At 72.4% G+C, this 23,751-nt stretch carries 25 protein-coding genes; 20 read left to right on the top strand and 5 right to left on the bottom strand.

Annotated elements, in window-relative coordinates; all coding sequences use genetic code 11:
• Positions 1–38: 38 nt before the first annotated feature.
• From hrcA to AQJ84_RS12535, 5 genes are all read left to right on the top strand, one after another.
• Complete coding sequence (gene hrcA, locus AQJ84_RS12555) at positions 39–1,055, top strand: heat-inducible transcriptional repressor HrcA (RefSeq protein ID WP_053190534.1); 1,017 nt, start codon at positions 39–41, stop codon at positions 1,053–1,055.
• Positions 1,056–2,195 carry a molecular chaperone DnaJ gene (gene dnaJ, locus AQJ84_RS12550; RefSeq protein WP_030042993.1) on the top strand — a complete coding sequence of 380 codons (1,140 nt, stop codon included), beginning with the start codon at positions 1,056–1,058 and terminating at the stop codon, positions 2,193–2,195. It begins immediately after the preceding gene.
• A gap of 99 nt (positions 2,196–2,294) precedes the next feature.
• Positions 2,295–3,368: a nitronate monooxygenase gene (locus tag AQJ84_RS12545; RefSeq protein WP_030042994.1), complete on the top strand. Its 1,074-nt coding sequence runs from the start codon at positions 2,295–2,297 to the stop codon at positions 3,366–3,368.
• Positions 3,365–4,105, top strand: coding sequence for a 16S rRNA (uracil(1498)-N(3))-methyltransferase (locus tag AQJ84_RS12540; RefSeq protein WP_053190536.1), 741 nt, complete (start codon positions 3,365–3,367; stop codon positions 4,103–4,105). The genes AQJ84_RS12545 and AQJ84_RS12540 overlap by 4 nt, the downstream gene beginning before the upstream one ends.
• 17 nt (positions 4,106–4,122) lie before the next feature.
• The gene (locus tag AQJ84_RS12535; protein WP_030042996.1) at positions 4,123–4,515 is read left to right on the top strand and encodes a VOC family protein; all 393 of its coding nucleotides are present in this window, start codon (positions 4,123–4,125) and stop codon (positions 4,513–4,515) included.
• Here AQJ84_RS12535 and AQJ84_RS12530 read toward each other — a convergent pair.
• A complete protein-coding gene (locus AQJ84_RS12530) occupies positions 4,457–4,852 on the bottom strand; it encodes a hypothetical protein (protein ID WP_059198816.1) in 396 nt (131 codons plus the stop codon). The genes AQJ84_RS12535 and AQJ84_RS12530 overlap by 59 nt on opposite strands.
• Positions 4,853–4,932: 80 nt before the next feature.
• Between AQJ84_RS12530 and AQJ84_RS12525 the strand changes: the two genes are divergently transcribed.
• The 5 genes from AQJ84_RS12525 to AQJ84_RS12505 all read left to right on the top strand — a co-directional run bounded on the left by AQJ84_RS12525 (position 4,933) and on the right by AQJ84_RS12505 (position 11,109).
• Positions 4,933–5,463, top strand: a complete 531-nt coding sequence (locus AQJ84_RS12525) for a hypothetical protein (RefSeq protein ID WP_078632232.1) — start codon at positions 4,933–4,935, stop codon at positions 5,461–5,463.
• 84 nt (positions 5,464–5,547) lie between these two features.
• Complete coding sequence (locus tag AQJ84_RS12520) at positions 5,548–8,760, top strand: S41 family peptidase (RefSeq protein ID WP_053190538.1); 3,213 nt, start codon at positions 5,548–5,550, stop codon at positions 8,758–8,760.
• A gap of 70 nt (positions 8,761–8,830) precedes the next feature.
• The gene (locus tag AQJ84_RS12515) at positions 8,831–9,184 is read left to right on the top strand and encodes a histidine triad nucleotide-binding protein (RefSeq protein WP_030042998.1); all 354 of its coding nucleotides are present in this window, start codon (positions 8,831–8,833) and stop codon (positions 9,182–9,184) included.
• Positions 9,185–9,190: 6 nt separating this feature from the next.
• Positions 9,191–10,096 (top strand): ribonuclease Z, encoded by a 906-nt coding sequence (locus AQJ84_RS12510; protein WP_030042999.1) that lies wholly within the window; start codon positions 9,191–9,193, stop codon positions 10,094–10,096.
• Between the two features lie 20 nt (positions 10,097–10,116).
• Positions 10,117–11,109, top strand: coding sequence for an adenosine deaminase (locus AQJ84_RS12505; RefSeq protein WP_030043000.1), 993 nt, complete (start codon positions 10,117–10,119; stop codon positions 11,107–11,109).
• 13 nt (positions 11,110–11,122) lie between these two features.
• Here the strand turns inward: AQJ84_RS12505 and AQJ84_RS12500 are convergent, their stop codons facing one another.
• On the bottom strand, positions 11,123–12,436 hold the full coding sequence (locus AQJ84_RS12500; RefSeq protein ID WP_107082656.1) for an MFS transporter: 1,314 nt from the start codon (positions 12,434–12,436) through the stop codon (positions 11,123–11,125).
• Between the two features lie 151 nt (positions 12,437–12,587).
• Positions 12,588–13,448, bottom strand: coding sequence for an IclR family transcriptional regulator (locus AQJ84_RS12495; RefSeq protein WP_225877368.1), 861 nt, complete (start codon positions 13,446–13,448; stop codon positions 12,588–12,590).
• A gap of 151 nt (positions 13,449–13,599) precedes the next feature.
• Here AQJ84_RS12495 and AQJ84_RS12490 point away from each other — a divergent pair, with 151 nt between their 5' ends.
• The 8 genes from AQJ84_RS12490 (at position 13,600) to AQJ84_RS12455 (ending at position 20,982) form a co-directional block, all read left to right on the top strand.
• A complete protein-coding gene (locus AQJ84_RS12490; RefSeq protein WP_051870137.1) occupies positions 13,600–14,496 on the top strand; it encodes a 5-dehydro-4-deoxyglucarate dehydratase in 897 nt (298 codons plus the stop codon).
• A complete protein-coding gene (locus AQJ84_RS12485; protein WP_030043005.1) occupies positions 14,493–15,782 on the top strand; it encodes a glucarate dehydratase family protein in 1,290 nt (429 codons plus the stop codon). Before AQJ84_RS12490 ends, AQJ84_RS12485 begins: the two co-directional genes overlap by 4 nt.
• 204 nt (positions 15,783–15,986) lie before the next feature.
• Positions 15,987–17,132, top strand: coding sequence for a carbohydrate kinase family protein (locus tag AQJ84_RS12480; RefSeq protein ID WP_053190542.1), 1,146 nt, complete (start codon positions 15,987–15,989; stop codon positions 17,130–17,132).
• Between the two features lie 163 nt (positions 17,133–17,295).
• Positions 17,296–18,354 (top strand): PhoH family protein, encoded by a 1,059-nt coding sequence (locus tag AQJ84_RS12475; protein WP_078632234.1) that lies wholly within the window; start codon positions 17,296–17,298, stop codon positions 18,352–18,354.
• 12 nt (positions 18,355–18,366) lie between these two features.
• Positions 18,367–18,864, top strand: coding sequence for an rRNA maturation RNase YbeY (gene ybeY / locus AQJ84_RS12470; RefSeq protein ID WP_030043007.1), 498 nt, complete (start codon positions 18,367–18,369; stop codon positions 18,862–18,864).
• Positions 18,861–20,171 carry a hemolysin family protein gene (locus tag AQJ84_RS12465; RefSeq protein WP_030043008.1) on the top strand — a complete coding sequence of 437 codons (1,311 nt, stop codon included), beginning with the start codon at positions 18,861–18,863 and terminating at the stop codon, positions 20,169–20,171. The genes ybeY and AQJ84_RS12465 overlap by 4 nt, the downstream gene beginning before the upstream one ends.
• Positions 20,168–20,527 (top strand): MmcQ/YjbR family DNA-binding protein, encoded by a 360-nt coding sequence (locus AQJ84_RS12460; RefSeq protein ID WP_053190544.1) that lies wholly within the window; start codon positions 20,168–20,170, stop codon positions 20,525–20,527. The genes AQJ84_RS12465 and AQJ84_RS12460 overlap by 4 nt, the downstream gene beginning before the upstream one ends.
• Positions 20,528–20,628: 101 nt before the next feature.
• Positions 20,629–20,982, top strand: coding sequence for a cytidine/deoxycytidylate deaminase family protein (locus AQJ84_RS12455; RefSeq protein WP_030043010.1), 354 nt, complete (start codon positions 20,629–20,631; stop codon positions 20,980–20,982).
• A 4-nt stretch (positions 20,983–20,986) separates the two neighbouring features.
• Here the strand turns inward: AQJ84_RS12455 and AQJ84_RS12450 are convergent, their stop codons facing one another.
• Complete coding sequence (locus tag AQJ84_RS12450; RefSeq protein WP_030043011.1) at positions 20,987–21,574, bottom strand: TetR/AcrR family transcriptional regulator; 588 nt, start codon at positions 21,572–21,574, stop codon at positions 20,987–20,989.
• Positions 21,571–22,020 carry a helix-turn-helix domain-containing protein gene (locus AQJ84_RS12445; protein WP_030043012.1) on the bottom strand — a complete coding sequence of 150 codons (450 nt, stop codon included), beginning with the start codon at positions 22,018–22,020 and terminating at the stop codon, positions 21,571–21,573. Before AQJ84_RS12445 ends, AQJ84_RS12450 begins: the two co-directional genes overlap by 4 nt.
• Before the next feature lie 270 nt (positions 22,021–22,290).
• Between AQJ84_RS12445 and AQJ84_RS12440 the strand changes: the two genes are divergently transcribed.
• Together AQJ84_RS12440 and AQJ84_RS12435 are read left to right on the top strand one after the other, a co-directional pair.
• On the top strand, positions 22,291–22,698 hold the full coding sequence (locus tag AQJ84_RS12440) for a cupin domain-containing protein (protein ID WP_225877369.1): 408 nt from the start codon (positions 22,291–22,293) through the stop codon (positions 22,696–22,698).
• Complete coding sequence (locus AQJ84_RS12435; protein ID WP_053190549.1) at positions 22,695–23,744, top strand: methyltransferase; 1,050 nt, start codon at positions 22,695–22,697, stop codon at positions 23,742–23,744. The genes AQJ84_RS12440 and AQJ84_RS12435 overlap by 4 nt, the downstream gene beginning before the upstream one ends.
• The last annotated feature ends 7 nt before the right edge of the window (positions 23,745–23,751 follow it).

Genomic DNA, 23,751 nt, shown 5'->3' with positions numbered 1-23,751 from the left:
GGGAAAGGCCGGGGCGTCGACTTCTGGAGGTGTGCGCGATGCTGAGTGAGCGAAGGCTCCAGGTGCTGCGCGCCATCGTCCAGGACTACGTCGGCACCGAGGAGCCCGTCGGCTCCAAGGCGCTCACCGAGCGGCACAGCCTCGGTGTCTCCCCGGCGACCGTGCGCAACGACATGGCGGCCCTGGAGGACGAGGGGTACATCGCCCAGCCGCACACCAGCGCCGGGCGGATCCCCACCGACAAGGGCTATCGGCTGTTCGTCGACAAGCTGGCCGGCGTCAAGCCGATGACCGGGCCGGAACGGCGGGCGATCCAGAACTTCCTGGACGGCGCGGTCGATCTCGACGACGTCGTGGCGCGGACCGTGCGGCTGCTGGCGCAGCTGACACGGCAGGTCGCCGTCGTGCAGTACCCGTCGCTCACACGGTCGACGGTGCGGCACGTGGAGCTGCTGTCGCTGGCGCCCGCGCGTGTGATGCTGGTCCTGATCACGGACACGGGGCGGGTCGAGCAGCGCATGGTCGACTGCCCGGCGCCGTTCGGCGAGGCCTCGCTGGCCGATCTGCGGGCACGGCTCAACAGCCGGGTCGCCGGTCGCCGTTTCGCCGATGTGCCGCAGCTGGTCGAGGATCTGCCCGAGGGCTTCGACCTCGAGGACCGCGGCACGGTCTCGACGGTGCTCTCCACCTTGCTGGAGACCCTCGTCGAGGAGAACGAGGAGCGGTTGATGATCGGCGGCACCGCCAATCTCACCCGCTTCGGACATGACTTTCCCCTCACCATCCGGCCCGTCCTGGAGGCACTCGAGGAGCAGGTCGTGCTCCTCAAGCTCCTTGGCGAGGCGGGGGATTCGGGCATGACCGTACGCATCGGTCACGAGAACGCCTATGAGGGGCTCAACTCCACTTCGGTGGTGTCGGTCGGCTACGGTTCGGGCGGCGAGGCAGTCGCCAAGCTCGGCGTGGTCGGACCGACCCGCATGGATTACCCGGGAACGATGGGAGCGGTACGCGCAGTGGCACGGTACGTCGGACAGATCCTGGCGGAGTCGTAAGTGGCCACGGACTACTACGCCGTTCTCGGCGTGCGCCGCGACGCGTCGCAGGATGAGATCAAGAAGGCGTTCCGTCGGCTCGCACGCGAGTTGCACCCGGACGTCAACCCGGACCCGAAGACCCAGGAGCGGTTCAAGGAGATCAACGCCGCTTACGAGGTCTTGTCGGACCCGCAGAAGAAGCAGGTCTACGACCTCGGTGGTGACCCGCTCTCGCAGGCGGGCGGCGCCGGCGGCGCGGGCGGCTTCGGTGCGGGCGGCTTCGGGAACTTCTCGGACATCATGGACGCCTTCTTCGGTACGGCGTCCCAGCGGGGTCCGCGTTCGCGCACCCGGCGCGGCCAGGACGCGATGATCCGGCTGGAGATCGAGCTCGACGAGGCGGCCTTCGGCACCACGAAGGACATCCAGGTCGACACGGCGATCGTCTGCACCACCTGCAGCGGTGAGGGTGCGGCGCCGGGGACCTCCGCGCAGACGTGTGACATGTGCCGCGGCCGCGGTGAGGTGTCGCAGGTGACGCGGTCCTTCCTGGGCCAGGTCATGACCTCGCGCCCCTGCCCGCAGTGCCAGGGCTTCGGCACGGTCGTCCCGACGCCGTGCCCGGAGTGCGCCGGCGACGGCCGCGTCCGTTCGCGCCGGACCCTGACCGTCAAGATCCCCGCCGGTGTCGACAACGGCACCCGCATCCAGCTCGCCGGCGAGGGCGAGGTCGGGCCCGGCGGCGGTCCCGCCGGTGACCTGTACGTCGAGATCCACGAGCTGCCGCACGCGCAGTTCCAGCGCCGGGGCGACGACCTGCACTGCACGGTCACCATCCCGATGACTGCGGCCTCCCTCGGCACCAAGGTCCCGCTGGAGACGCTGGACGGCCTGGAGGAGGTCGACATCCGCCCGGGCACCCAGTCCGGCCAGTCGATCCCGCTGCACGGCCGGGGCGTGACCCACCTGCGCGGCGGCGGCCGGGGCGACCTCATCGTGCACGTCGAGGTCCAGACCCCGACCAAGCTCGACCCCGAACAGGAACACCTGCTGCGCGAGTTCGCGAAGCTGCGCGGCGAGGAGCGGCCCCAGGGGCAGTTCCAGCCGGGGCAGCAGGGACTGTTCTCGCGGCTGAAGGACGCGTTCAACGGGCGCTGACGGCACCTGGCGGGGGCCCGGGCCCCCGCTGAAGTGCCGACACGTGCTCGGGGGAAGGGCCGATTCGGACTTGTTCAAAGGACGTGACAACATGCCGTCATGTCCTCCGCACTGACCGATCTCTTCCCTCATCCGATCGTGCAGGCCCCCATGGCGGGCGGCGTCTCCGTCCCGACGCTCGGCGCCGCCGTGTGCGAGGCCGGCGGGCTGGGGTTCCTCGCCGCCGGGTACAAGACGGCCGACGGCCTGTACCAGGAGATCAAACAGCTGCGGAGCCTCACGACCCGCCCGTTCGGCGTGAACCTCTTCATGCCGCAGCCGGAGTACGCGGACCCCGCCGCCGTCGACGTCTACGCCCACCAGCTGGCCGGCGAGGCCGCCTGGTACGACACGGAGCTCGGCGACCCCGAGAGCGGCCGCGACGACGGTTACGAGGCCAAGCTCTCGGTGCTGCTCGACAACCCGGTGCCGGTGGTCTCCTTCCACTTCGGCGTGCCGAGCGCGGACGTGCTGGACTCGCTGCGCCGGGCCGGCACCTTCACCCTGGTCACGGCGACCACCGTCGACGAGGCCCTCGCCGTGGAGCGGGCGGGCGCCGACGCGGTGATCGCGCAGGGCGTGGAGGCGGGCGGCCACCAGGGCACCCACCGCGACACCCCGGAGACCGACGGCTCCGGCATAGGCCTGCTCTCCCTGATCGCGCAGATCCGCGAGACCGTGGGCATCCCGATCGTCGCCGCCGGCGGCATCATGCGCGGCAGCCAGATCGCCGCCGTGCTCGCGGCGGGCGCGGTCGCGGCCCAGCTCGGCACGGCGTTCCTCGCCACTCCCGAGTCCGGCGCGAACGCCGTACACAAGCAGGCGCTGACCAACCCCCTCTACGTGCGTACCGAGTTGACCCGCGCCTTCTCCGGCCGCCCGGCCCGCGGCCTGGTCAACCGCTTCCTGCGCGAGCACGGCCCCTACGCGCCCGCCGCCTACCCGGAGATCCACCACCTGACCTCGCCGTTGCGCAAGGCCGCCGCCAAGGCGGGCGACGCGCAGGGCATGGCGCTGTGGGCGGGGCAGGGGCACCGGATGGCCCGCGAGCTGCCCGCCGGGCGGCTGGTGGAGGTGCTGGCGGCCGAACTCGACGCCGCTCGGACAGCGTTGTCGCGGGGCGGCGCCCGATGACGGCGCCGGTGTTCGTCGTCGAGCACTTCGACGCGGCCGGCGCGGGGCAGTACGTGCTGGACGGGCCCGAGGGGCGGCACGCCGTCTCGGTGAAGCGGCTGCGGCCCGGGGAGACGGTCGTTCTGACCGACGGTGCCGGACGCTGGGCCGAGTGCGAGGTGGTCGCGGCCGAGGGCAAGGACCGGCTGGTCGTCCACATGACGAGGGTGGGCGAGCAGCCCCCGGAGTCCCCCCGGATCACCGTCGTCCAGGCCCTCCCCAAGGGCGACCGCGGTGAGCTGGCCGTCGAGACGATGACCGAGACCGGCGTCGACGCGATCGTGCCGTGGGCGGCCTCCCGCTGCATCACCCAGTGGAAGGGCGACCGCGGGCTGAAGGCGCTCGGCAAGTGGCGGGCCACCGCCCGCGAGGCCGGCAAGCAGTCCCGCAGGGTCCGCTTCCCCGAGGTCGCGGACGCCGCGACGAGCAGACAGGTTGCCGCACTTCTCGCCGAAGCCGACTTCGCCGCCGTACTGCACGAGAGCGGCGAGGAGACGCTGGCCACCGCCCAACTGCCCGCCGACGGCGAGATCGTGCTGGTCGTCGGACCCGAAGGGGGCGTCTCCCCCGAGGAGTTGGCTCTCTTCGAGGAGGCGGGCGCGAAGGCGTACCGGCTCGGGCCGACCGTGCTGCGCACGTCGACCGCCGGGACCGCGGCGGCCGCCCTGCTCCTCGGCCGCTCGGGCCGCTGGTCCTGACTTCAGGGAGATCGGTCTTGGAACTCGCCCAGGTACGTCTGCTCGTCGGTGACTTCGCCGCCTGTTACCGCTTCTACGCCGAGGTCCTCGGACTGAGGCCACAGTCGGGGGCGACGGAGGGACCGTACGAGAAGTTCGGTCCCGCCACCGGCTCCGCGGGCATCGCCCTGCAGGACCGGGCCATGATGGCCGAGGTGCTCGGCGAGCTGGGCGACGTCGCCACCGGCCACCGTTCCCTGGTGGTGCTGCGCGTCGACGACCTGGACGCCTACTGCGAGCAGATCACCGACCGCGGGGCGACCCTCCTGAACGGCCCGGCCGCGATGACGGACCGGATGCGGGTCGCGCACCTCAAGGACCCGGAGGGCAACCTGGTGGAACTTCAGGAGTGGCTGCTGCTGCGCGGCTGACGACCACCGCCGGCAGCAGCTCCCAGCCGTCCAACTCCCCGCCGCCGGACAGCAGTCCGCGTCTCGACGCCTCGTCGACCAGGGCCCGCACCACGCCGGGTTCGTTCAGGTTGAGGTAGCCGTGCCGGTCGTCCACCCCGCCCGAGTGACCGGGGTAGCCGCCGCCCGCGGAGCGCCCCGCGCCGGACCGGAAGACGATCCTGGTGCGGACGCCGTCGCGGAGCAGGGTGAGGGTCTCGCGGCAGGGATCGCCGTCGCCGTGCCGGTGACGGACGTTCCACAGGTAGACCGTTGTTTCGTCCACGACGAGCCTTCTGAGGCTGTGGTCCTTGCGCATCCGTCCACGGTAGCCGCGGGGCGCACGAGTGGCCGTATGCGCTCTACCGTCGGGGCCCAGGCGGTGGCAGGCTGCCCTCCATGGGGGCGTTGAGGCGTATCTGGCGTCGGCCGCGTGCGCGGCGCGTGGTGGCTGCGGTGGCTCTGGCGGGGCTCGCCGTGGGCGGAGCGGTCGCCTGTGACCCGGCCGGGCTGAACTCCGCGACCGTGGCGTACACGACCGACCAGACCGTGACGGCCGAGCTGGAGCGGCAGAAGGCCGATGTGCGCTGGCTCAACTGCACGGCCTCGTACGGCGACGGCCGCTCCACCCCCACGGCCACCGAGAACGCCGTCGCCGAGGTCGACTGCGAGGGCGAGACCGACGACGGCAAGGACATCACGGTCACGGGCAAGGTCACCCGTGCGGTCAGCGGCGCGTGTGTGCGCGGCGACCTCACCGCGAAGATCGACGGCAAGGTGTGGTTCCACGTGGAGGGGCTGGGGGACTGCGACGCCAAGAACACCCCGCCCGTCAACGACCCCGGTCAGCCGGGTCCGACGGTCACCGTGACCGTCACGAAGACCGTCTACTGCCAGAAGGCGCCCCAGTGCTGGCCCGACGGCAAGTGACCGGTCGCCGCGCGCGGCCGGGCAGGTGATCACATCCGGGCCGAAACCCTGTCCCCGGCCGCCGGGCGTGCGTAGGGTGACCGGGTGACACAGTCTGCGACCTCCGGGTACCTCCGATTCCCGCACCTGCACGGCGAGTTGGTCGCCTTCACCGCCGAGGACGACGTGTGGCTCGCCCCCCTGGACGGTGGCCGGGCCTGGCGGGTCAGCGCCGACAACGTGCCGGTCACCCACCCCCGCGTCTCCCCGGACGGCACCACCGTCGCCTGGACCTCCACCCGTGACGGCGCCCCCGAGGTGCACATCGCCCCGGTCGACGGCGGCCCCGCCAAGCGCCTGACGTACTGGGGCAGTTCACGCACGCAGGTGCGCGGCTGGACCCCGGACGGCGAGGTCCTCGCGGTCAGCACGTACGGCCAGGCCAGCCTCCGCCGCAGCTGGGCGCGTGCCGTCCCGCTGGACGGCGGCCCCGGCACGACCCTGCCGTACGGGCCCGTCGGCGACGTCGCCCACGGCGGCCCCGGCACGGTCCTGCTGTCCGCGCCCATGGGGCGGGAGGCCGCCTGGTGGAAGCGGTACCGGGGCGGTACGGCGGGCAAGCTGTGGATCGACCGTGAGGGCGACGGGGAGTTCGTACGGCTGCACGAGGAACTGGACGGGAACATCGAGTACCCCGTGTGGGCGGGGGACCGGATCGCCTTCCTGTCCGACCACGAGGGCGTCGGCGCGCTGTACTCCTCCCTCGCCGACGGGTCCGACCTGCGCCGGCACACCCCGGTCGACGGGTTCTATGCCCGGCACGCGGCCGGTGACGGCACCCGGGTGGTCTACGCGAGTGCCGGTGAGCTGTGGATCCTGGACGACCTCGACGGCGCCGAGCCCCGACGGCTTCAGGTGCGGCTCGGCGGGCAGCACGCCGACCGGCAGCCGTTCACCGTGAACGCCTCCCGCTGGTTCGGGTCGGCCGCCCCCGACCACACCGCTCGCGGCAGCGCGGTCGCCGTGCGGGGCGCGGTGCACTGGGTGACCCACCGCGCCGGCCCGGCCCGCGCGCTCGCCGCCGAACCCGGCGTCCGGGCCCGGCTGCCGCGCACCTTCCGCTCCGACGGCGAGGAGTGGGTGGTGTGGGTGACGGACGCGGAGGGCGACGACGCCCTGGAGTTCGCGCCCGCCACCGGCCACGCGCCCGGCGCCACCCCGCGCCGGCTCGCCGCCGGACAGCTCGGACGGGTGCTGGCCCTCGCGATGGCACCCGACGCCAGTCGGGCCGCGGTCGCCGCGCACGACGGACGCGTGCTGCTCGTCGAACGCGAGACGGGCGAGGTGCGCGAGGTCGACCGCAGCGAGGAGGGCGACGTCTCCGGCCTGGTCTTCTCACCCGACTCGGCCTGGCTCGCCTGGTCGCACCCCGGCCCGGGCCCGCTGCGCCAGCTGCGGCTCGCCAACACCACCGACCTGTCGGTCACCGAGGCGACCCCGCTGCGGTTCCGCGACTACGCCCCGGCCTTCACCCTCGACGGCAAGCACCTCGCCTTCCTGTCCAACCGGTCCTTCGACCCGGTCTACGACGAGCACGTCTTCGACCTGGCCTTCGTGGTCGGCGACCGTCCGCACCTGATCACGCTGGCCGCGACCACGCCCTCGCCGTTCGGCCCGCAGCGCCACGGCCGCCCCTTCGAGGCGCCCGACAAGGACGAGACGCCCGACAGCGAGGGCACCCCGGCCACCCGCGTCGACCTCGACGGCCTCGCCGACCGGATCGTGCCGTTCCCGGTCGAGGCGGCCCGCTACTCCAACCTGCGCGCCGCGAAGGACGGCGTGCTGTGGCTGCGCCACCCGGTCCGCGGGGTGCTCGGCTCCTCCCGGGCCACCCCCGACGACCCCGACCCGCACACCGAGCTGGAGCGCTACGACCTCGCCCAGCAGCGCATCGAGCACCTCGCCGCCGACGCCGACCACTTCGCGGTGAGCGGCGACGGCAAGCGGGTCCTGCTGTGGACCGACGGACGGCTCAAGGTCGTACCCAGCGACCGGCGGGCCTCGGCCGACGAGGACAGCGACACGAACATCACCGTCGACCTCGGCCGGGTACGGCAGACCGTCGACCCGGCGGCCGAGTGGCGCCAGATGTACGAGGAGACCGGCCGCGTCATGCGGGACCACTTCTGGCGGCCGGACATGGGCGGCGCCGACTGGCCCGGCGTCCTGGACCGCTACCGTCCGGTCCTCGACCGGATCGCCACCCACGACGACCTCGTCGACCTGCTGTGGGAGGTGCAGGGCGAGCTCGGCACCTCGCACGCCTACGTCGTCCCGCGCGGCGGCCACGGCAGCGGCCCCCGGCAGGGGCTGCTCGGCGCGGACATCTCCCGGCACGACGGCCCGCAGGGATCCGCGCGGTGGGTCATCGACCGCATCCTGCCGACCGAGACCTCCGACCCGGACGCCCGCTCCCCGCTGGCCGCGCCCGGCGTCGCGGTGCGTGCCGGGGACGCGATCGTCGCGGTCGCCGGGATGCCGGTCGATCCGGTGACCGGGCCCGGGCCGCTGCTGGTCGGTACGGCGGGCAGGCCGGTCGAGCTGACGATCTCCCCGTCCGGCGGGGGCGAGGTGCGGCACGCGGTGGTCGTGCCGACGGCTGACGAGGAGCCGCTGCGCTACCACGCGTGGGTCGCCGACCGGCGGGCGTACGTCCATGAGAAGTCCGGCGGGCGGCTCGGCTATCTGCACGTGCCGGACATGCAGGCGCCCGGCTGGGCCCAGATCCACCGCGACCTGCGGGTCGAGGTGGCGCGCGAGGGGCTGGTCGTGGACGTCCGCGAGAACCGGGGCGGGCACACCTCGCAGCTGGTCGTCGAGAAGCTGGCCCGGCGGATCGTCGGATGGGCCGTGCCACGCGGAATGCGGCCCTACAGCTACCCGCAGGACGCGCCGCGCGGACCGGTGGTCGCCGTCGCCAACGAGTTCTCCGGCTCCGACGGGGACATCGTCAACGCGGCGATCAAGGCGCTCGGGATCGGGCCGGTGGTGGGTACGCGGACGTGGGGCGGGGTGATCGGGATCGACAGCCGGTACCGGCTGGTCGACGGGACGCTGATCACGCAGCCGAAGTACGCGTTCTGGCTGGAGGGGTACGAGTGGGGGGTGGAGAACCACGGGGTGGATCCGGACGTGGAGGTCGTGCAGCGGCCGCAGGACCACGCCGCGGGGCGGGACGCGCAGTTGGACGAGGCGATCCGACTGGCGACGGCGGCGCTGGAGGCGACGCCGGCCAAGGTTCCGCCCGCGTTGCCGTGACCGCCGCGGTGGGCGCCCACCTCGATAGCATCCCCCTACAAGAGATCACCGGCGTGAAGGAGGCACACGCATGGCAGGCGAACCGCAGGACGACTGTCTGTTCTGCAAGATCGTCGCGGGGAGCATCCCGGCGACGATCGTCCGTGAGACCGAGACGACCGTGGCGTTCCGGGACATCAACCCTCAGGCGCCGACCCACGTGCTGGTGATCCCGAAGGCCCACCACAAGGACGCCGCAGCCCTCGCCACGGCCGCCCCGGAGCTCGCCGCCGACGTGCTGCGCGAGACCCAGGCGATCGCCGACGAGGAGAAGCTGGACAGCTACCGCGTCGTCTTCAACACCGGCAGCGGCGCCGGCCAGACCGTCTGGCACGCCCACGCGCACGTCCTCGGCGGCCGTGGCCTGCAGTGGCCCCCCGGATAGGTCACCGTGTCCGTACGTGAACTGGTCGTCCTCGGCACCGCAAGCCAGGTCCCGACCCGGCACCGCAACCACAACGGCTATCTGCTGCGGTGGGACGGCGAGGGCATCCTCTTCGACCCCGGCGAGGGCACGCAGCGGCAGATGCTGCGTGCCGGGGTCGCCGCGCACGACCTGCACCGGATCTGCGTCACCCACTTCCACGGGGACCACTCGCTGGGCCTCGCCGGAGTGATCCAGCGCATCAACCTCGACCGGGTCCCACACCAGGTCACCGCCCACTACCCGAAGTCCGGGCAGCGGTTCTTCGACCGGCTGCGGTACGCCACCGCCTACCGCGAGACGGTCGAGCTCCTCCAGGCGCCGGTCGGCGCCGACGGGGTGATCGCCGAACCGGGCGGTTACACCCTGGAGGCCCGCAGGCTCTCCCATCCCGTCGAGTCCTACGGCTATCGCCTCGTGGAGCCCGACGGCCGCCGCATGCTGCCCGACCGGCTCGCCGCGCACGGCATCAAGGGCCCGGACGTCGGCCGCCTGCACCGCGAGGGTGCGCTCGACGGCGTCCGCCTCGACGACGTCAGCGAGATCCGCCGCGGACAGCGCTTCGCGTTCGTCATGGACACCCGGCTGTGCGAGGGCGTGCACGCGCTGGCCGAGGGCTGCGACATGCTGGTCATCGAGTCGACGTTCCTCGACGAGGACGAGCAACTGGCCACGGACCACGGCCATCTGACGGCCGGCCAGGCCGCCCGGGTGGCCCGGGACGCCGGCGTACGGCACCTGGTGCTCACCCACTTCAGCCAGCGTTACTCCGAACCGGACGAGTTCGAACGGCAGGCGCGGTCGGCCGGGTACGAAGGCGAGTTGACCGTCGCCCACGACCTGCTCAGGGTCCCGGTTCCGAAACGCCGGTAAAGCGGCCGTACGATGCTTTGATGCCCCTCCCCAAAGCTGAACTGCACCTGCACATCGAAGGCACCCTGGAGCCGGAGCTGGCCTTCGAGCTGGCCACCCGCAACGGTGTCGAGCTGCCCTACGCCGACACGGACGAGCTCCGCAAGGCGTACCAGTTCGAGGACCTCCAGTCCTTCCTGAACCTGTACTACGAGCTCATGGCCGTGCTCCGCACCGAGCAGGACTTCACGGACCTCGCGAACGCCTATCTCGCGCGGGCCGCCGCGCAGGGTGTGCGGCACGCGGAGATCTTCTTCGACCCGCAGGCCCACATGGCGCGCGGGGTCGGCATGGGGACGGTCGTCGAGGGGCTGTGGCGGGCGCTGGGCGACAGCGAGGCCGCACACGGCGTGTCCACGCAGCTGATCATGTGCTTCCTGCGCGACGAGTCCGCCGAGTCGGCGCTGGAGACCCTGGAGGCGGCGAAGCCCTACCTCGACCGGATCGTCGGGATCGGGCTGGACTCGGCCGAGGTCGGGCATCCGCCGGTGAAGTTCCGTGAGGTGTACGACGCGGCGGCGGCCCTGGGTCTGAGGCGGGTGGCGCACGCGGGCGAGGAGGGGCCGCCGGAGTACATCACCGAGGCCCTGGACGTGCTCGGCGTGGAGCGGATCGACCACGGGCTGCGCTGCCTGGAGGACGAGGCGCTGGTCGCCCGTCTGGTCCGGGACCGGATCCCGCTGACGCTGTGCCCGCTGTCCAACGTACGGCTGCGTGCCGTCGACGTCCTCTCCGAGCACCCGCTGCCCGTGATGATGGACGCCGGGCTGCTGTGCACGGTCAACTCCGACGACCCGGCCTACTTCGGCGGCTACGCGGGCGACAACTTCGACGCCGTGCGCAAGACGCTGGGCCTCGGCGAGGACCGGCTTCGGGAGCTGGCCCGCAACTCCTTCGTCGCGTCCTTCCTGGAGCACGACGAGGAGCGGCGGGCCCGCTACCTGGCGGAGGTGGAGGCGTACGACTTCCGGTGAACCGTGCGGCGGTTCACGAGGGCCCCGGTGTGGCTGCCGCCTGCCGGGGTCCCGCCGTGTCGTAGGCCTGCCGGGTGGGGGCGGCCGCGGTGTCGATGGGGATCTCCACCACCGGCTGCTCGGGCTGCGGCAGCACGTCGGCCGGGGTGCCGGTCGAGGCGGCGACCACGGCGGCCGGGGTGCCGACCCGGCGGCGTACCGCGCCGGAGAGCAGGGGGCGCCCCCCGGTGTGCAGGGCCACCGCGGTGATGGGGAGGGCCACGACCAGCAGGCCCAGGGCGAGGATCGTGCCCATGGCCGGGAAGCCGGCCTGCGCGGACAGCACACTGCCGGTCAGCGGACCGGCCGCCGTGCCGAGCGAGGACGCCGAGCCGACCAGGACCGCCCAACGGCCCCGCGGGTCGAGGGAGGCGGCCAGGCCGATGACGTAGGACAGGACGATCGGGTAGAGCGTGTTCCAGGCGATCTCGCCGGCCGCGAAGGTCGCCAGATCGGTGGCGGACGCGCTGAGGGCGATGCAGCCGGCGATGAGGACCGTCCCCGCTCCGACCGGGAGCGCCCGGCCCAGCCGGGGCCCGAGCGCGCCCGCGCCGACGACCCCGAGGAGTCCGGCGCCCAGGGCCACGGCGAAGACCGCGCCGACCGTCGCCTCCGTGAGGTGCGCCTGCGTGAGGCCGATCCGACCGCTGACGCCCCACAGGGAGTTCTGCGCGAGCGACCAGAAGAGCATGGCGGCGGCGAGGACCAGACCGGCCCGCAGGTGGGGGAGCGGGTTCCGGCTGCGGCGGGCCTGCGGGGCCGCGGCCGCCGTACGGACCGGGAGACGGCCCGTCAGGGGCCAGACGGCGAGGGCGGTCAGCGCGATCGCGGCCAGGGGCTGGCCGTGACCGGAGCCGAGGTGCGGCACCGTCAGGTAGACCGCCCCCGCGAGGGCGGAGACGCTCAGCAGACCCAGGGTGGTCGTGCGGTGCGGGTCCGGCTGACCGGCGATGCCGGTGGCGGCGACCGTGGTGGCCGTACCGGAGCCGAAGCCGCCGAGCAGCGCGCCAGCGACCACGGCGGGGACGGAGGCGCTGAATGCGGCGGTGCCGTAGCCGAGGACGGCGAGGGCGAGGCCGACGCGGGCCAGGGTGCGGGGGCCGAAGCGGTCGACCCGGGACGCGAGCAGGAACCCCGCCGACGCCGAACTCAGCAGCAGGGCACTGCCGACGGCTCCGGCCTGCGTGGCGGACAGCGGAAGCCCCGAGTCGAGCCTGCCGACCGTGGTCGGGAGGAGGTAGGGGGCGAGGTACCCGGCCGTGAAAAGGGCGACGAGGGGCCAGGGCATGGTGGTGCGGGTGGACACGGGCGTTCCCAGGGCATGCGAAAGAAGCGGCTCAAGAAGGGGATTGGGCGACGACCGTCGACGGACAGGAACGCGCGGCCAATTTGTATCAAGCACGCGGTTCAGGAAAGAAACGCAGGGGGTGTGATCTGAGTCATGTTGTGTTTGGGGTGTGTGAGGTCGGGTAGACGACCCCGTTTTCCCGCGTCCCCGCGCACACCCGCAGCGCGTCCTGACGCCAGTGCGGCGCGCCCCCGGCGCCCGGCGCCGTCGCCTCGATCCCGCTCCTGATCTCCCGCATCACGGCGACGATCCGCGCCTCGTGCCCGGGCGTCAGCCGGGCCACCGGCACCGAGCAGCTGACGGCGTCCTGGGCGGGTGAGTCGTAGCGCAGGGCGAAGCCGAAACCGACGATGCCGACGACGCCCTCCTCCCGGTCGACCGAGTAACCCCGGGCGCGCACCCCGGCGAGGTCCGCCAGCAGGGACTCCCTGCCGGTGTGGGAGTTCGGGGTGAGGGCCTCATACGGCCCCTCCGGCAGCTCGGCGTCGGCCCGCTCGGCCAGCAGCGCCTTGCCCAGCGCGCCGACATGGGCCGGCAGTCGCCGCCCGACCCGGCTGATGGTCCGCAGGTACTCGTGCGACTCGCGTGTCGCCAGATACGCCACGCCCCGGCCGTCGAGGCGGCCCATGTGGATCGTCTCGCCCAGCGCCTGGGACGCCTCTTCGAGATACGGCCGCACCACCCGCACGCGCGGGTCGGAGTCGAGATAGCTCGTGCCGGTGAGCAGGGCGTGGATGCCGATGCCGTACAGGGAGCCGGTGACGTCCGTGCGGACCCAGCCGCGTGAGATCAGGGTCTGCAGCAGCGCGTACATCGAGCTGCGCGGCACGCCCAGCTCGTCCGCGAGCTCCTGCAGGCGTGCCGGACGGTCGCCGCGCGCGGCGAGGAGTTCGAGCAGCTCGACCGTGCGCGCGGCCGACTTCACTTCGCGGACGCCGCCTGTCTCCGACATGTGCCGATCGTAAGCGCGGATGCCCGGCCCATTGACGGGGATCGTTCGCGTATCTAACCTCCATCTTCATACGTGGATGAGATCTACATAGGGAGATGAACGAGGCGTGAGTCCTGATACGGGCACGGTGGTGCGGCGACTGGAGGAGGGGATGGCGAACGGGGTGCTGTCGTTCCCGCTCACCAGCTTCCACGACGACGGCTCCCTCGACCCGGACGGCTTCCGCGCCTACCTCGCGGACCGGATCGCCACCGGCCCCGGCGCCGTCTTCCCGGCCTGCGGCACCGGCGAGTTCTTCTCGCTGGACGAGGACGAGTACCGCCGGGTCGTCACCATCGCGGTCGAGGAGGCCGCCGGGCGCGTGCCCGTCGTCGCCGGCATCGGATACGGCTGGGCCCAGGCCGTCCGCTTCGCCCGCATTGCCGAGGACGCCGGGGCGGACGCCCTGCTCGTGCTGCCGCACTACCTCGTCACCGCCCCTCAGGACGGGCTCGTCGCCCAGCTGGAGCAGATCGCGGCCCGCACCCGGCTGCCGCTCATCGCCTACCAGCGCGGCCAGGTCGCCTTCACGGCCTGCTCCCTGCGGCGCGTCGCCGACATCCCGACCGTCATCGGCCTCAAGGACGGCCACAGCGACCTCGACCGGCTCCAGCGCCTCACGCTGGCCGCGCCCGAGGGCTTCCTGTTCTTCAACGGGGCCGCCACCGCCGAGATCCAGGCCCGCGCCTACGCCACCGTCGGCGTCCCGGCCTACTCCTCCGCCGTCCACGCCTTCGCCCCCGAGATCGCGAACGCCTTCTTCACCGCCCTCCGCGGCGGCGACGACGGCACGGTCGACAAGCTGCTGCGCGACTTCTACGTCCCGCTCGTCGAACTCCGCGACCGGGTGCCCGGGTACGCCGTGTCCCTGGTCAAGGCCGCGGCCCGGCTGCGCGGCCGTCCGGTGGGACCCGTGCGCGCCCCGCTCACCGACCCCTCGGCCGCCGACCTGGCAGACCTCAGGATGCTGCTGACCACCGGACTCGACCTCGTAGGAGCCGCGCTGTGAACCTCGCCATCACGGACGTCCGTCTGACGCCGATCCTGGTCGCCGACCCGCCGCTGCTGAACACGCAGGGCGTGCACCAGCCCTACACCCCCCGGCTCATCGTCGAGGTGGTGACGGCCGACGGGATCACCGGGGTCGGCGAGACGTACGGCGACACCAAGTACCTGGAGCTGGCCCGGCCCTTCGCCCGGAAGCTGGTCGGCCGGCAGGTGGGCGACCTCAACGGGCTGTTCCCGCTGGCGGACGAGGTCGCCGTCGACAGCTCCCGCGTCCTCGGCCAGGTCGACGTCGGCGGACTGCGTGGCGTCCAGACCGCCGACAAGCTGCGGCTGTCCGTCGTCTCCGCCTTCGAGGTGGCCTGCCTCGACGCCCTCGGCAAGGCGCTCGGGCTGCCCGTGCACGCGCTGCTGGGCGGCAAGGTGCGCGACGCCGTCGAGTACAGCGCCTACCTGTTCTACCGGTGGGCCGACCACCCGGAGGGCGTGGCCTGCGAGAAGGACGACTGGGGTGCCGCGATCGACCCGGCCGGGGTCGTCGAGCAGGCCCGTCTCTTCACCGAGCGCTACGGCTTCACCTCCTTCAAGCTCAAGGGCGGTGTCTTCCCGCCGGACGAGGAGATCGCCGCGATCAAGGCGCTGGCCGAGGCCTTCCCCGGACACCCGCTCCGTCTCGACCCCAACGGCGCCTGGTCCGTGCAGACCTCGCTGAGGGTGGCCGAGGAACTCGGGGACGTGCTCGAGTACCTGGAGGACCCGGCGCTCGGCACGCCCGCCATGGCCGAGGTCGCCGCCGCCACCGACGTGCCGCTGGCCACCAACATGTGCGTGACGACCTTCGCCGAGATCAAGGAGGCCTTCACCCGAGGTGCCGTCCAGGTGGTGCTGTCCGACCACCACTACTGGGGCGGGCTGCGCAACACCCAGCAACTCGCCGCGATCTGCCGCACGTTCGGCGTCGGGGTGTCCATGCACTCCAACACCCACCTGGGGATCTCGCTGGCCGCCATGACCCATGTCGCGTCCACCGTCCCCAACCTCCACCACGCCTGCGACTCCCACTACCCCTGGCAGTCGGAGGACGTCCTGACCGAGCGCCTCACCTTCGAAGGCGGCAGGGTCGCCGTCTCGGACGCACCCGGCCTCGGCGTCGAACTCGACCGCGACAGGCTCGCCCTCCTCCACCAGCGGTGGCTCGACGACGACGGTTCGCTGCGTGAGCGGGACGACGCGGCGGCGATGCGGGTCGCCGAGCCGGAGTGGGAGACACCTGCCGTGCCGCGCTGGTAGCTCTCCGGCACCTCCGCCCGCCCCCGCTCCCGCGGGTGCGTCGCCCCGACCGTCCTCGGACCGGATCCGGACACGTGACCTGCCGCCCCGCCCGACGTGACGGCGGCTTCCTGGCGTGACCTGCGTCGACGGTGTGACGACAGCGCGTTGTCGGTGCCGTGGTGCAAACTGGCCTGATTGGCACTGCACGTCAGGGAGCGCACCGTGATCGCGTCCACCGCGTCCACCGGAAAGGGACTGTCGCGCCTCGGAGAGGCCGGGAACCATCGGGTCCAGGTCGACCCGCTCACCGCCCTGCGCACACCCGACGACCCGCCGTGGGACGTGTATCTCACGGGCCCCGTCTTCCTCGACATCATCTTCACCGGGCTCGACTCCGCCCCGGTGCGCGGGACCGAGTCCTGGGCACGGGGGATGGGGTCGAGCCCCGGTGGTGTGGCGAACATGGCCACCGCGCTGGCCCGCCTCGGCCTCAAAACCTCCCTCGCGGCCGCGTTCGGCGACGACCACTACGGCGAGTACTGCTGGGACGCCCTGGAGTCGGGCGAGGGCATCGACCTCACACCGTCCCGCACGGCCCCCGGCTGGCACTCCCCGGTCACCGTCTCCATGGCGTACGAGGGGGAGCGCACGATGGTCTCCCACGGTCACGAGCCGCCCCCCGAGGAGCCCGCTCCCGACTGTCCGCCCCGCGCGCGTGCCGCCATCGCCTCGCTCACGCCGGGCAGGCGGGCGCCCTGGATCGCGCAGGCCGCCCGCAAGGGGGCGCGGATCTTCGGTGACGTGGGGTGGGACGACACGGGGGCGTGGGATCTGGCGGGGCTGGCCGACCTGGAGCACTGCGAGGCGTTCCTGCCGAACGCGGCGGAGGCGATGCGGTACACGGGCACGTCCTGTCCGCAGGCGGCCGCGCACGCCCTGACCGATCACGTACCGCTGGCCGTCGTCACCCTCGGTGCGGAGGGGGCGTACGCGGTGGACCGCCGGACCGGGGAGACGGCGGAGGTCCCGGCGATCGCCGTGGAGGCGCTCGACCCGACCGGGGCGGGTGACGTCTTCGTGGCGGGCTTCGTCACCGGGACGCTGGCCGGCTGGCCGCTGGCCGACCGGCTGGCGTTCGCCGGCCTCACGGCCGCGCTGTCCGTCCAGGAGTTCGGCGGCTCGCTGTCGGCGCCCGGCTGGTCCGAGATCGGGGCGTGGTGGCGGAAGGTGCAGTCGGTGGAGGGACAGGACCCCGCGGCGCTGCGGCGGTACGGGTTCCTGGCGGGGCTGGTACCGGAGGAGGAGGCGGCGCGGCCCTGGCCGTTGCGGCGGGCGGTGCCGACGATCGGCTTCGGGCGGTCGGCGTGAGCCACCCGGCGCCGCGGTGACTGTCCTCTAGGCTCCGCACCCCGAGTGGTCGGCGAAAAGCCCTACGGCGTTGTCAGTGCACCGTCGTACCCTTGGTATCGCGAGGCCGCTCTCAGCTACGCGGCCGTGACGAGGAGGAACCGCAGGCCTTCAGCGCCGGCCCATGACTCAGACACCCACAGCTCACACCCCCGCGCAGGGGCAGGCGAGAGCACAGTTCACCGTCCCCGCCCAGCACCCCATGGTGACCGTGCTGGGTTCCGGCGACTCCCTCCTGCGCGTGATCGAGAAGGCCTTCCCGGCGGTCGACATCCACGTCCGGGGCAACGAGGTCAGCGCGGTCGGCGGCGCCGCGGAAGTCGCCCTCATCCAGCGCCTGTTCGACGAGATGATGCTGGTGCTCCGCACCGGACAGCCGATGACGGAGGACGCAGTGGAACGCTCGATCGCCATGCTCAGAGCGAGTGAGAACGGCGAGAGCGACGGCCAGGAGACCCCGGCCGAAGTGCTCACGCAGAACATCCTCTCCTCGCGCGGACGCACGATCCGCCCCAAGACCCTGAACCAGAAGCGCTACGTCGACGCGATCGACAAGCACACCGTGGTCTTCGGCATCGGCCCCGCCGGTACCGGCAAGACCTACCTCGCCATGGCCAAGGCGGTGCAGGCCCTGCAGTCCAAGCAGGTCAACCGCATCATCCTGACCCGCCCGGCGGTGGAGGCCGGAGAGCGCCTCGGATTCCTCCCGGGCACCCTCTACGAGAAGATCGACCCGTACCTGCGCCCGCTGTACGACGCGCTGCACGACATGCTGGACCCGGACTCGATCCCGCGCCTGATGGCGGCGGGGACCATCGAGGTCGCGCCGCTGGCGTACATGCGGGGCCGTACCCTCAACGACGCCTTCATCATCCTGGACGAGGCCCAGAACACCAGCCCCGAGCAGATGAAGATGTTCCTCACCCGCCTCGGCTTCGACTCGAAGATCGTGATCACGGGTGACGTGACGCAGGTGGACCTCCCGACCGGCACCAAGTCGGGTCTGCGTCAGGTCCAGGAGATCCTGGAGGGCCTCGACGACGTCCACTTCTCCCGCCTGTCGTCCCAGGACGTCGTACGGCACAAGCTGGTCGGCCGTATCGTCGACGCGTACGAGAAGTACGACAGCCAGAACGGCACGGAGAACGGCACCCACAAGGGCGCCCGGAACAAGCGGAAGTAGACCAGCACCACCATGTCGATCGACGTCAACAACGAGTCCGGAACCGAGGTCGACGAGCAGGCGATCCTCGACGTCGCCCGCTACGCGCTCGCGCGGATGCGTATCCACCCGCTCTCCGAGCTCTCGGTGATCGTCGTGGACGCCGACGCCATGGAGCAGCTGCACATCCAGTGGATGGACCTGCCCGGCCCGACCGATGTCATGTCCTTCCCGATGGACGAGCTGCGGCCGCCGTCGAAGGACGACGAGGAGCCCCCGCCGGGGCTCCTCGGCGACATCGTGCTGTGCCCCGAGGTCGCCGCCAGGCAGGGGGCGGAAGCGCCCACGCAGCACTCCATGGACGAGGAGCTCCAGCTGCTCACCGTCCACGGCGTGCTGCACCTGCTCGGCTACGACCACGAGGAGGCGGACGAGAAGGCCGAGATGTTCGGTCTGCAGGCCGCCATCGTGGACGGCTGGCGTGCGGAGAAGGGCCTGACCGGTCCGTCCCCGGCCCCGACCGTCTCATGAGCCCCACCCTCGTCGCCGGCGCGATCGCGCTGGTCGTCGTCGCCTGGCTCGCAGCCTGCGCGGAGGCGGGCCTCGCGCGGGTCTCCAGCTTCCGGGCCGAGGAGGCCGTGCGCACCGGCCGCCGGGGCAGCGCGAAGCTGGCCCAGATCGCCGCCGACCCGACCCGCTATCTCAACGTGGCGCTGCTGGTGCGCGTCGCCTGCGAGATGGCGGCGGCCGCGCTCGTCACCTACGCGTGTCTGCGGGAGTTCGACGGCACCACCGAGGCGCTGCTGGTCGCCATCGGCGTCATGGTCCTGGTGTCGTACGTCGCCGTCGGCGTCTCCCCGCGCACCATCGGACGCCAGCACCCCCTGAACACGGCGACCGCGGCGGCGTACGTCCTGCTGCCGCTCGCGCGGATCATGGGCCCGATCCCCTCCCTGCTGATCCTCATCGGCAACGCGCTGACGCCGGGCAAGGGCTTCAGGCGTGGCCCCTTCGCCTCCGAGGCGGAGCTGCGGGCGCTGGTCGACCTCGCCGAGAAGGAGTCGCTCATCGAGGACGAGGAGCGCCGGATGGTGCACTCCGTCTTCGAGCTGGGCGACACACTCGTGCGGGAGGTCATGGTCCCGAGGACCGACCTCGTCGTCATCGAGCGCTACAAGACGATCCGCCAGGCGCTGACCCTGGCGCTCAGGTCCGGGTTCTCGCGCATTCCGGTCAGCGGGGAGAGCGAGGACGACATCGTCGGGATCGTGTACCTCAAGGACCTGGTCCGCAAGACGCACATCAGCCGGGACGCGGAGAGCGAGTTGGTGTCGACGGCCATGCGGCCGGCCGCCTTCGTGCCCGACACCAAGAACGCCGGTGACCTGCTGCGCGAGATGCAGCAGGACCGCAACCACGTGGCCGTCGCCATCGACGAGTACGGCGGCACGGCCGGCATCGTCACCATCGAGGACATCCTCGAGGAGATCGTCGGCGAGATCACCGACGAGTACGACCGTGAACTCCCGCCCGTGGAGGAGCTCGGCGAGGACCGTCACCGGGTGACCGCCCGCCTCGACATCACCGACCTCGGCGAGCTCTACGGCCTGGAGGAGTACGACGACGAGGACGTGGAGACCGTCGGCGGGCTGCTGGCGAAGGCACTGGGCCGGGTCCCGATCGCCGGCGCCTCCGCCGTGGTCGGACTACCCGACGGCCGCGAGCTGCGGCTGACGGCCGAGGCCGCCGCGGGCCGCCGGAACAAGATCGTGACGGTGCTGGTGGAGCCGGTGCAACCGGTCGGCGCCCACGCGGACGAGGAGGCGAAGGCGGAGTGACCCCGCAGGAGCTGCGCGCGTTCTGCCTCTCCTTCAACGCGGTCGTGGAGGACTTCCCCTTCCGGCCGGAGACCTCCGTCTTCAAGGTCCTCGGCAAGCTCTTCGCCCTCACCACCCTCGACGCACGGCCGCTGACGGTGAACCTGAAGTGCGACCCGGAGGACGCGGTGCGCCTGCGGGACGAGCACCCCGGCCTGATCGTCCCCGGCTATCACATGAACAAGCGGCACTGGAACACCGTCACAGCAGACGGCGGCCTCCCCGACCGCCTGGTCCGCGAACTGGTCGAGGACTCCTACGACCTGGTCGTGGCGGGCCTGCCGAGAGCGGAGCGGCTGCGGCTGGACCGGCCGTGACCGTGCGGCGGCGCCCCCCTGATCGCTCGGCCGCCGGTGCCGCCGCGGACAACGGAGGGTGGCGTGAGGGGGCCGGTACCGCGGCTACGTATGCTCACCCCATGACCGACAGCAGCGCGCTCGACCCCGAGGACCGCAAGATCGTGACCCTGGCCCGCTCGGCGCGGGCCCGTAACGGTGTGCCCGAGGGGGCGGCCGTGCGCGACGAGACCGGGCGGACGTATGTCGCCGGGACCGTCGGCCTGGACTCGCTCAAGCTGAGCGCGTTGCAGACGGCGGTGGCGATGGCGGTGGCCTCGGGAGCCACGTCCCTGGAGGCGGCCGCGGTGGTGACGGACGCGGAGTCCGCGGCGCCCCAGGACCTGGCGGCCGTACGGGATCTGGGCGGGCCCGGGACGCCGGTGCTGGTGGCGGGGCCGGACGGGGCCGTGCGGGAGACGGTTTCCGCGGGCTGAGCGGTCAGCCCTCCGGCGTCTCGCCCAAGCACCTTCCGAGGGCCGGAGCGAGCAGACCCACCACGGTGTCCCGGTCGGCCGAGGCGAGCGGCTCCACCGGGACCACGTGACGCGCCACCATCAGACCGATCAGCTGGGACCCGACCAGGGCGGCCCGGACCTCCGCGTCCGCGCCGCCGAGCTGCCCGGCGAGGGCGGATTGCAGCTCGACGGAGACGAAGTCCCGCAGCCGCGCCGCCGCCGGGGCGTGTGCGAGCGTGGAGCGGACCACCGCGAGGACCGGGGCGCGCTGCTCCGGTGACTCCCACTGGTCGAGGCAGGCGCGCAGGACACGCTCCCCGTCCCCGGAGGCGAGCGCGCCCGATGTGAGGCCGGCCAGGTGCGGTTCCCGGCCGGTCGCCGCGCGGAAGAGGGCCTCCTTGGGGCCGAAGAAGTGGTGGATGAGCGAGGCGTCGACGCCGGCGGCGTACGCGACGGCCCGCAGGGTCGTGGCCTGGTAGCCGTGTGCGGCGAAGGCGCTCCGGGCCGCGTCGAGGATCTGCGCGCGCGTGTCGCCGGTGCCCCGGCGGCGGCCCCTGCTGCCGGAACTCATGACGAGGGGCCCTCCGACAGGGACCCGAGGTAGCGCGACACGGCCGCCGTCGTCCCTGGCCCGGGCGGATCCAGCGCGGGGACGCCCGCGCAGGACAGCAGCGTCAGCCCCAGCAGGACACTGGCCGTCGCCGCCGCCACGAGGTCCGGGTCCCGCGCCCCCGCGCCGCGGTACATCACGCCGAGCGTGTCACCGAGGGCGCCGCTCAGCCGGACCGCGGAGGGCCGGTGGGTCAGCGCGGCGGCGAGCGCGGCGCGGCCCGCCGCCGGGGAGTCCCAGGGGAGCCGGACGGCCTCGGAGCACAACTGCTCCTTGCCCGCGAAGTAGTAGCTCACCAGCCGCGCGTCCACCCCCGCCCGGTGCGCCACCCCGCGCAGAGTCGTCCCCTCGAAGCCGTGCCGGCACAGTTCCTGACGGGCCGCGCTGAGAAGTCGGTCCTTGTTCACGCATTCAGAATTACGGCTTCCGCATGAAGGCCACAGTCGAATTCCGGCAAAGTTCCGTCCGGTGGCGACCCCTTGGGTGGATGTCCCGGCCCGGTGGGCACATGTCCCGTCCGGCCATGGGTGATTGTCACGGATACGCGGTGACGGTTGCCCGTAGTGGGCTTTCTCATTTCCGACCTAGAGTCGCTTTCCGTACGAGGTTTTGAATCACCGGATGACGGGCCCCGCACAGCGGAAAGGCAGCCGATGAAACGAGTGCACCGAACCGACGTGAAGGCAGAAATCGTCAGGGAACCGGGAGCGAAGGAGACGACGCACCGCAAGCTGATCGACACCCCGGACGGCGCGGACCGCTTCGTCCTCACCGAGTTCGAGGTGTCGCCGAACGGGTCCACCCCGCCCCACTTCCACGAGTGGGAGCACGAGATCTACGTGCTCGAGGGCTCCATGGGCCTGGTCCTGCCCGACCAGGGCCGCACCGAGGAGGTCGGGCCGGGCGAGGCCATCTTCATCCCCCGGGGCGAGCCGCACGGCTTCGTCACCGGACCCGGGCAGACGTGCCGCTTCCTCGTCGTCGCCCCGTGCGAACGGCCGCCGGTGCGCAACGTGTTCCTCTCCGAGGACCCCTACGAGTACACGCAGATGCCCGAGTACACCAGCCTCCTGGAGAGCAAGTGACGACCACTCAGGACCTCGACACCCAGGCCGGCCAGGCCTCCCCCGACGGCGACTCCTCCAGGGTCCACACCATCCTGACCGCCTACCTCCAGTCCAAGGCCGTGTTCGCGGCCCTCGACCTCGGGGTCTTCGAGGCGCTGGAGAAGAGCCCGCGCACGGTGGCCGAACTGGCCGACGAACTGGGCCTGGAGAAACGTCCCACCCGCGCCCTGCTCGTCGCCCTCAAGGGCCTGGACCTGGTGCGCGCCGAGAACGGCGGCTACCGCAACTCCGACGAGGCGAGCCGCTATCTCGTCGCCGGGCGGCCCGAGTACATGGGCGGGTTCGCCGCGCACCAGAACTCCCACTTCGGCCACTTCTCCCGCCTCGACGAGGCCGTACGCACCAACACCTCGCTCAACCAGCGGGTCCTCAAGCAGGGTTACCGCGACCAGGGCGCCGCGGCCGGCGAGGGCCGCGAGGGCACCGGGCGGCTCATCCAGGCCATGCGGGTCAGCTCCCGGCTGCAGGCGGGCAAGCTGGCCGCCGCGGTCCCGCTGGCCGGCGTCCGCCGGGTCGTCGACCTGGGCTGCGGCTCGGGCGACTACTCGATCGCCCTCGCCTCCCACCACCCCGAGCTGCGTGTCACGGCCCTCGACTACCCCGCGGTGACCGACCTGGCCCGCGCCAACGTGCGCGAGGCCGGCCTCGAGGACCGGATCGAGGTCAGGCCCGCCGACATCATGGCGGACGCCTGGCCGGAGACGGACGCGGTCCTCCTCTCCCACGTCCTCGACGGCTACGGCCCCGAGCGCGCCGCGCACCTGGTCAAGCGCATCCACGCCCATCTGCCCGACGGCGGAAGGCTGTTGGTGCACTCCCACATGCCGGCCCTGGCCACCGGCCTCTTCCCGGCCATGTTCGGGCTGATCCTCCTGGTCAACACCGAGGAGGGCGAGGTCCGGGACGTGGACGAGATCCGCGCCTGGGTGGAGGGCGCCGGGTTCCGGGACATCGCCACCCGCAACGTCTCCCAGCTCTCCGGTCTGCTCACGGCCACCAAGTAGGACGCCA

Origin of the sequence: Streptomyces resistomycificus, from assembly GCF_001514265.1 — a bacterium.
Taxonomy (GTDB): Bacteria; Actinomycetota; Actinomycetes; order Streptomycetales; family Streptomycetaceae; genus Streptomyces; species Streptomyces resistomycificus.
Note: the sequence above shows the minus strand (reverse complement) of the source record. Positions and strands in the feature narration are given on the sequence as shown.

Excerpts from the sequence above, each read along its gene's own strand:
- hrcA (WP_053190534.1), top strand. The coding sequence starts at position 39 with ATGCTGAGTGAGCGAAGGCTCCAGGTGCTGCGCGCCATCGTCCAGGAC.
- AQJ84_RS12545 (WP_030042994.1), top strand. The coding sequence starts at position 2,295 with ATGTCCTCCGCACTGACCGATCTCTTCCCTCATCCGATCGTGCAGGCC.
- AQJ84_RS12540 (WP_053190536.1), top strand. The coding sequence starts at position 3,365 with ATGACGGCGCCGGTGTTCGTCGTCGAGCACTTCGACGCGGCCGGCGCG.
- AQJ84_RS12530 (WP_059198816.1), bottom strand. The coding sequence starts at position 4,852 with ATGCGCAAGGACCACAGCCTCAGAAGGCTCGTCGTGGACGAAACAACG.
- AQJ84_RS12525 (WP_078632232.1), top strand. The coding sequence starts at position 4,933 with ATGGGGGCGTTGAGGCGTATCTGGCGTCGGCCGCGTGCGCGGCGCGTG.
- AQJ84_RS12515 (WP_030042998.1), top strand. The coding sequence starts at position 8,831 with ATGGCAGGCGAACCGCAGGACGACTGTCTGTTCTGCAAGATCGTCGCG.
- AQJ84_RS12505 (WP_030043000.1), top strand. The coding sequence starts at position 10,117 with ATGCCCCTCCCCAAAGCTGAACTGCACCTGCACATCGAAGGCACCCTG.
- AQJ84_RS12500 (WP_107082656.1), bottom strand. The coding sequence starts at position 12,436 with ATGCCCTGGCCCCTCGTCGCCCTTTTCACGGCCGGGTACCTCGCCCCC.
- AQJ84_RS12495 (WP_225877368.1), bottom strand. The coding sequence starts at position 13,448 with ATGTCGGAGACAGGCGGCGTCCGCGAAGTGAAGTCGGCCGCGCGCACG.
- AQJ84_RS12490 (WP_051870137.1), top strand. The coding sequence starts at position 13,600 with ATGGCGAACGGGGTGCTGTCGTTCCCGCTCACCAGCTTCCACGACGAC.
- AQJ84_RS12475 (WP_078632234.1), top strand. The coding sequence starts at position 17,296 with ATGACTCAGACACCCACAGCTCACACCCCCGCGCAGGGGCAGGCGAGA.
- ybeY (WP_030043007.1), top strand. The coding sequence starts at position 18,367 with ATGTCGATCGACGTCAACAACGAGTCCGGAACCGAGGTCGACGAGCAG.
- AQJ84_RS12465 (WP_030043008.1), top strand. The coding sequence starts at position 18,861 with ATGAGCCCCACCCTCGTCGCCGGCGCGATCGCGCTGGTCGTCGTCGCC.
- AQJ84_RS12455 (WP_030043010.1), top strand. The coding sequence starts at position 20,629 with ATGACCGACAGCAGCGCGCTCGACCCCGAGGACCGCAAGATCGTGACC.
- AQJ84_RS12450 (WP_030043011.1), bottom strand. The coding sequence starts at position 21,574 with ATGAGTTCCGGCAGCAGGGGCCGCCGCCGGGGCACCGGCGACACGCGC.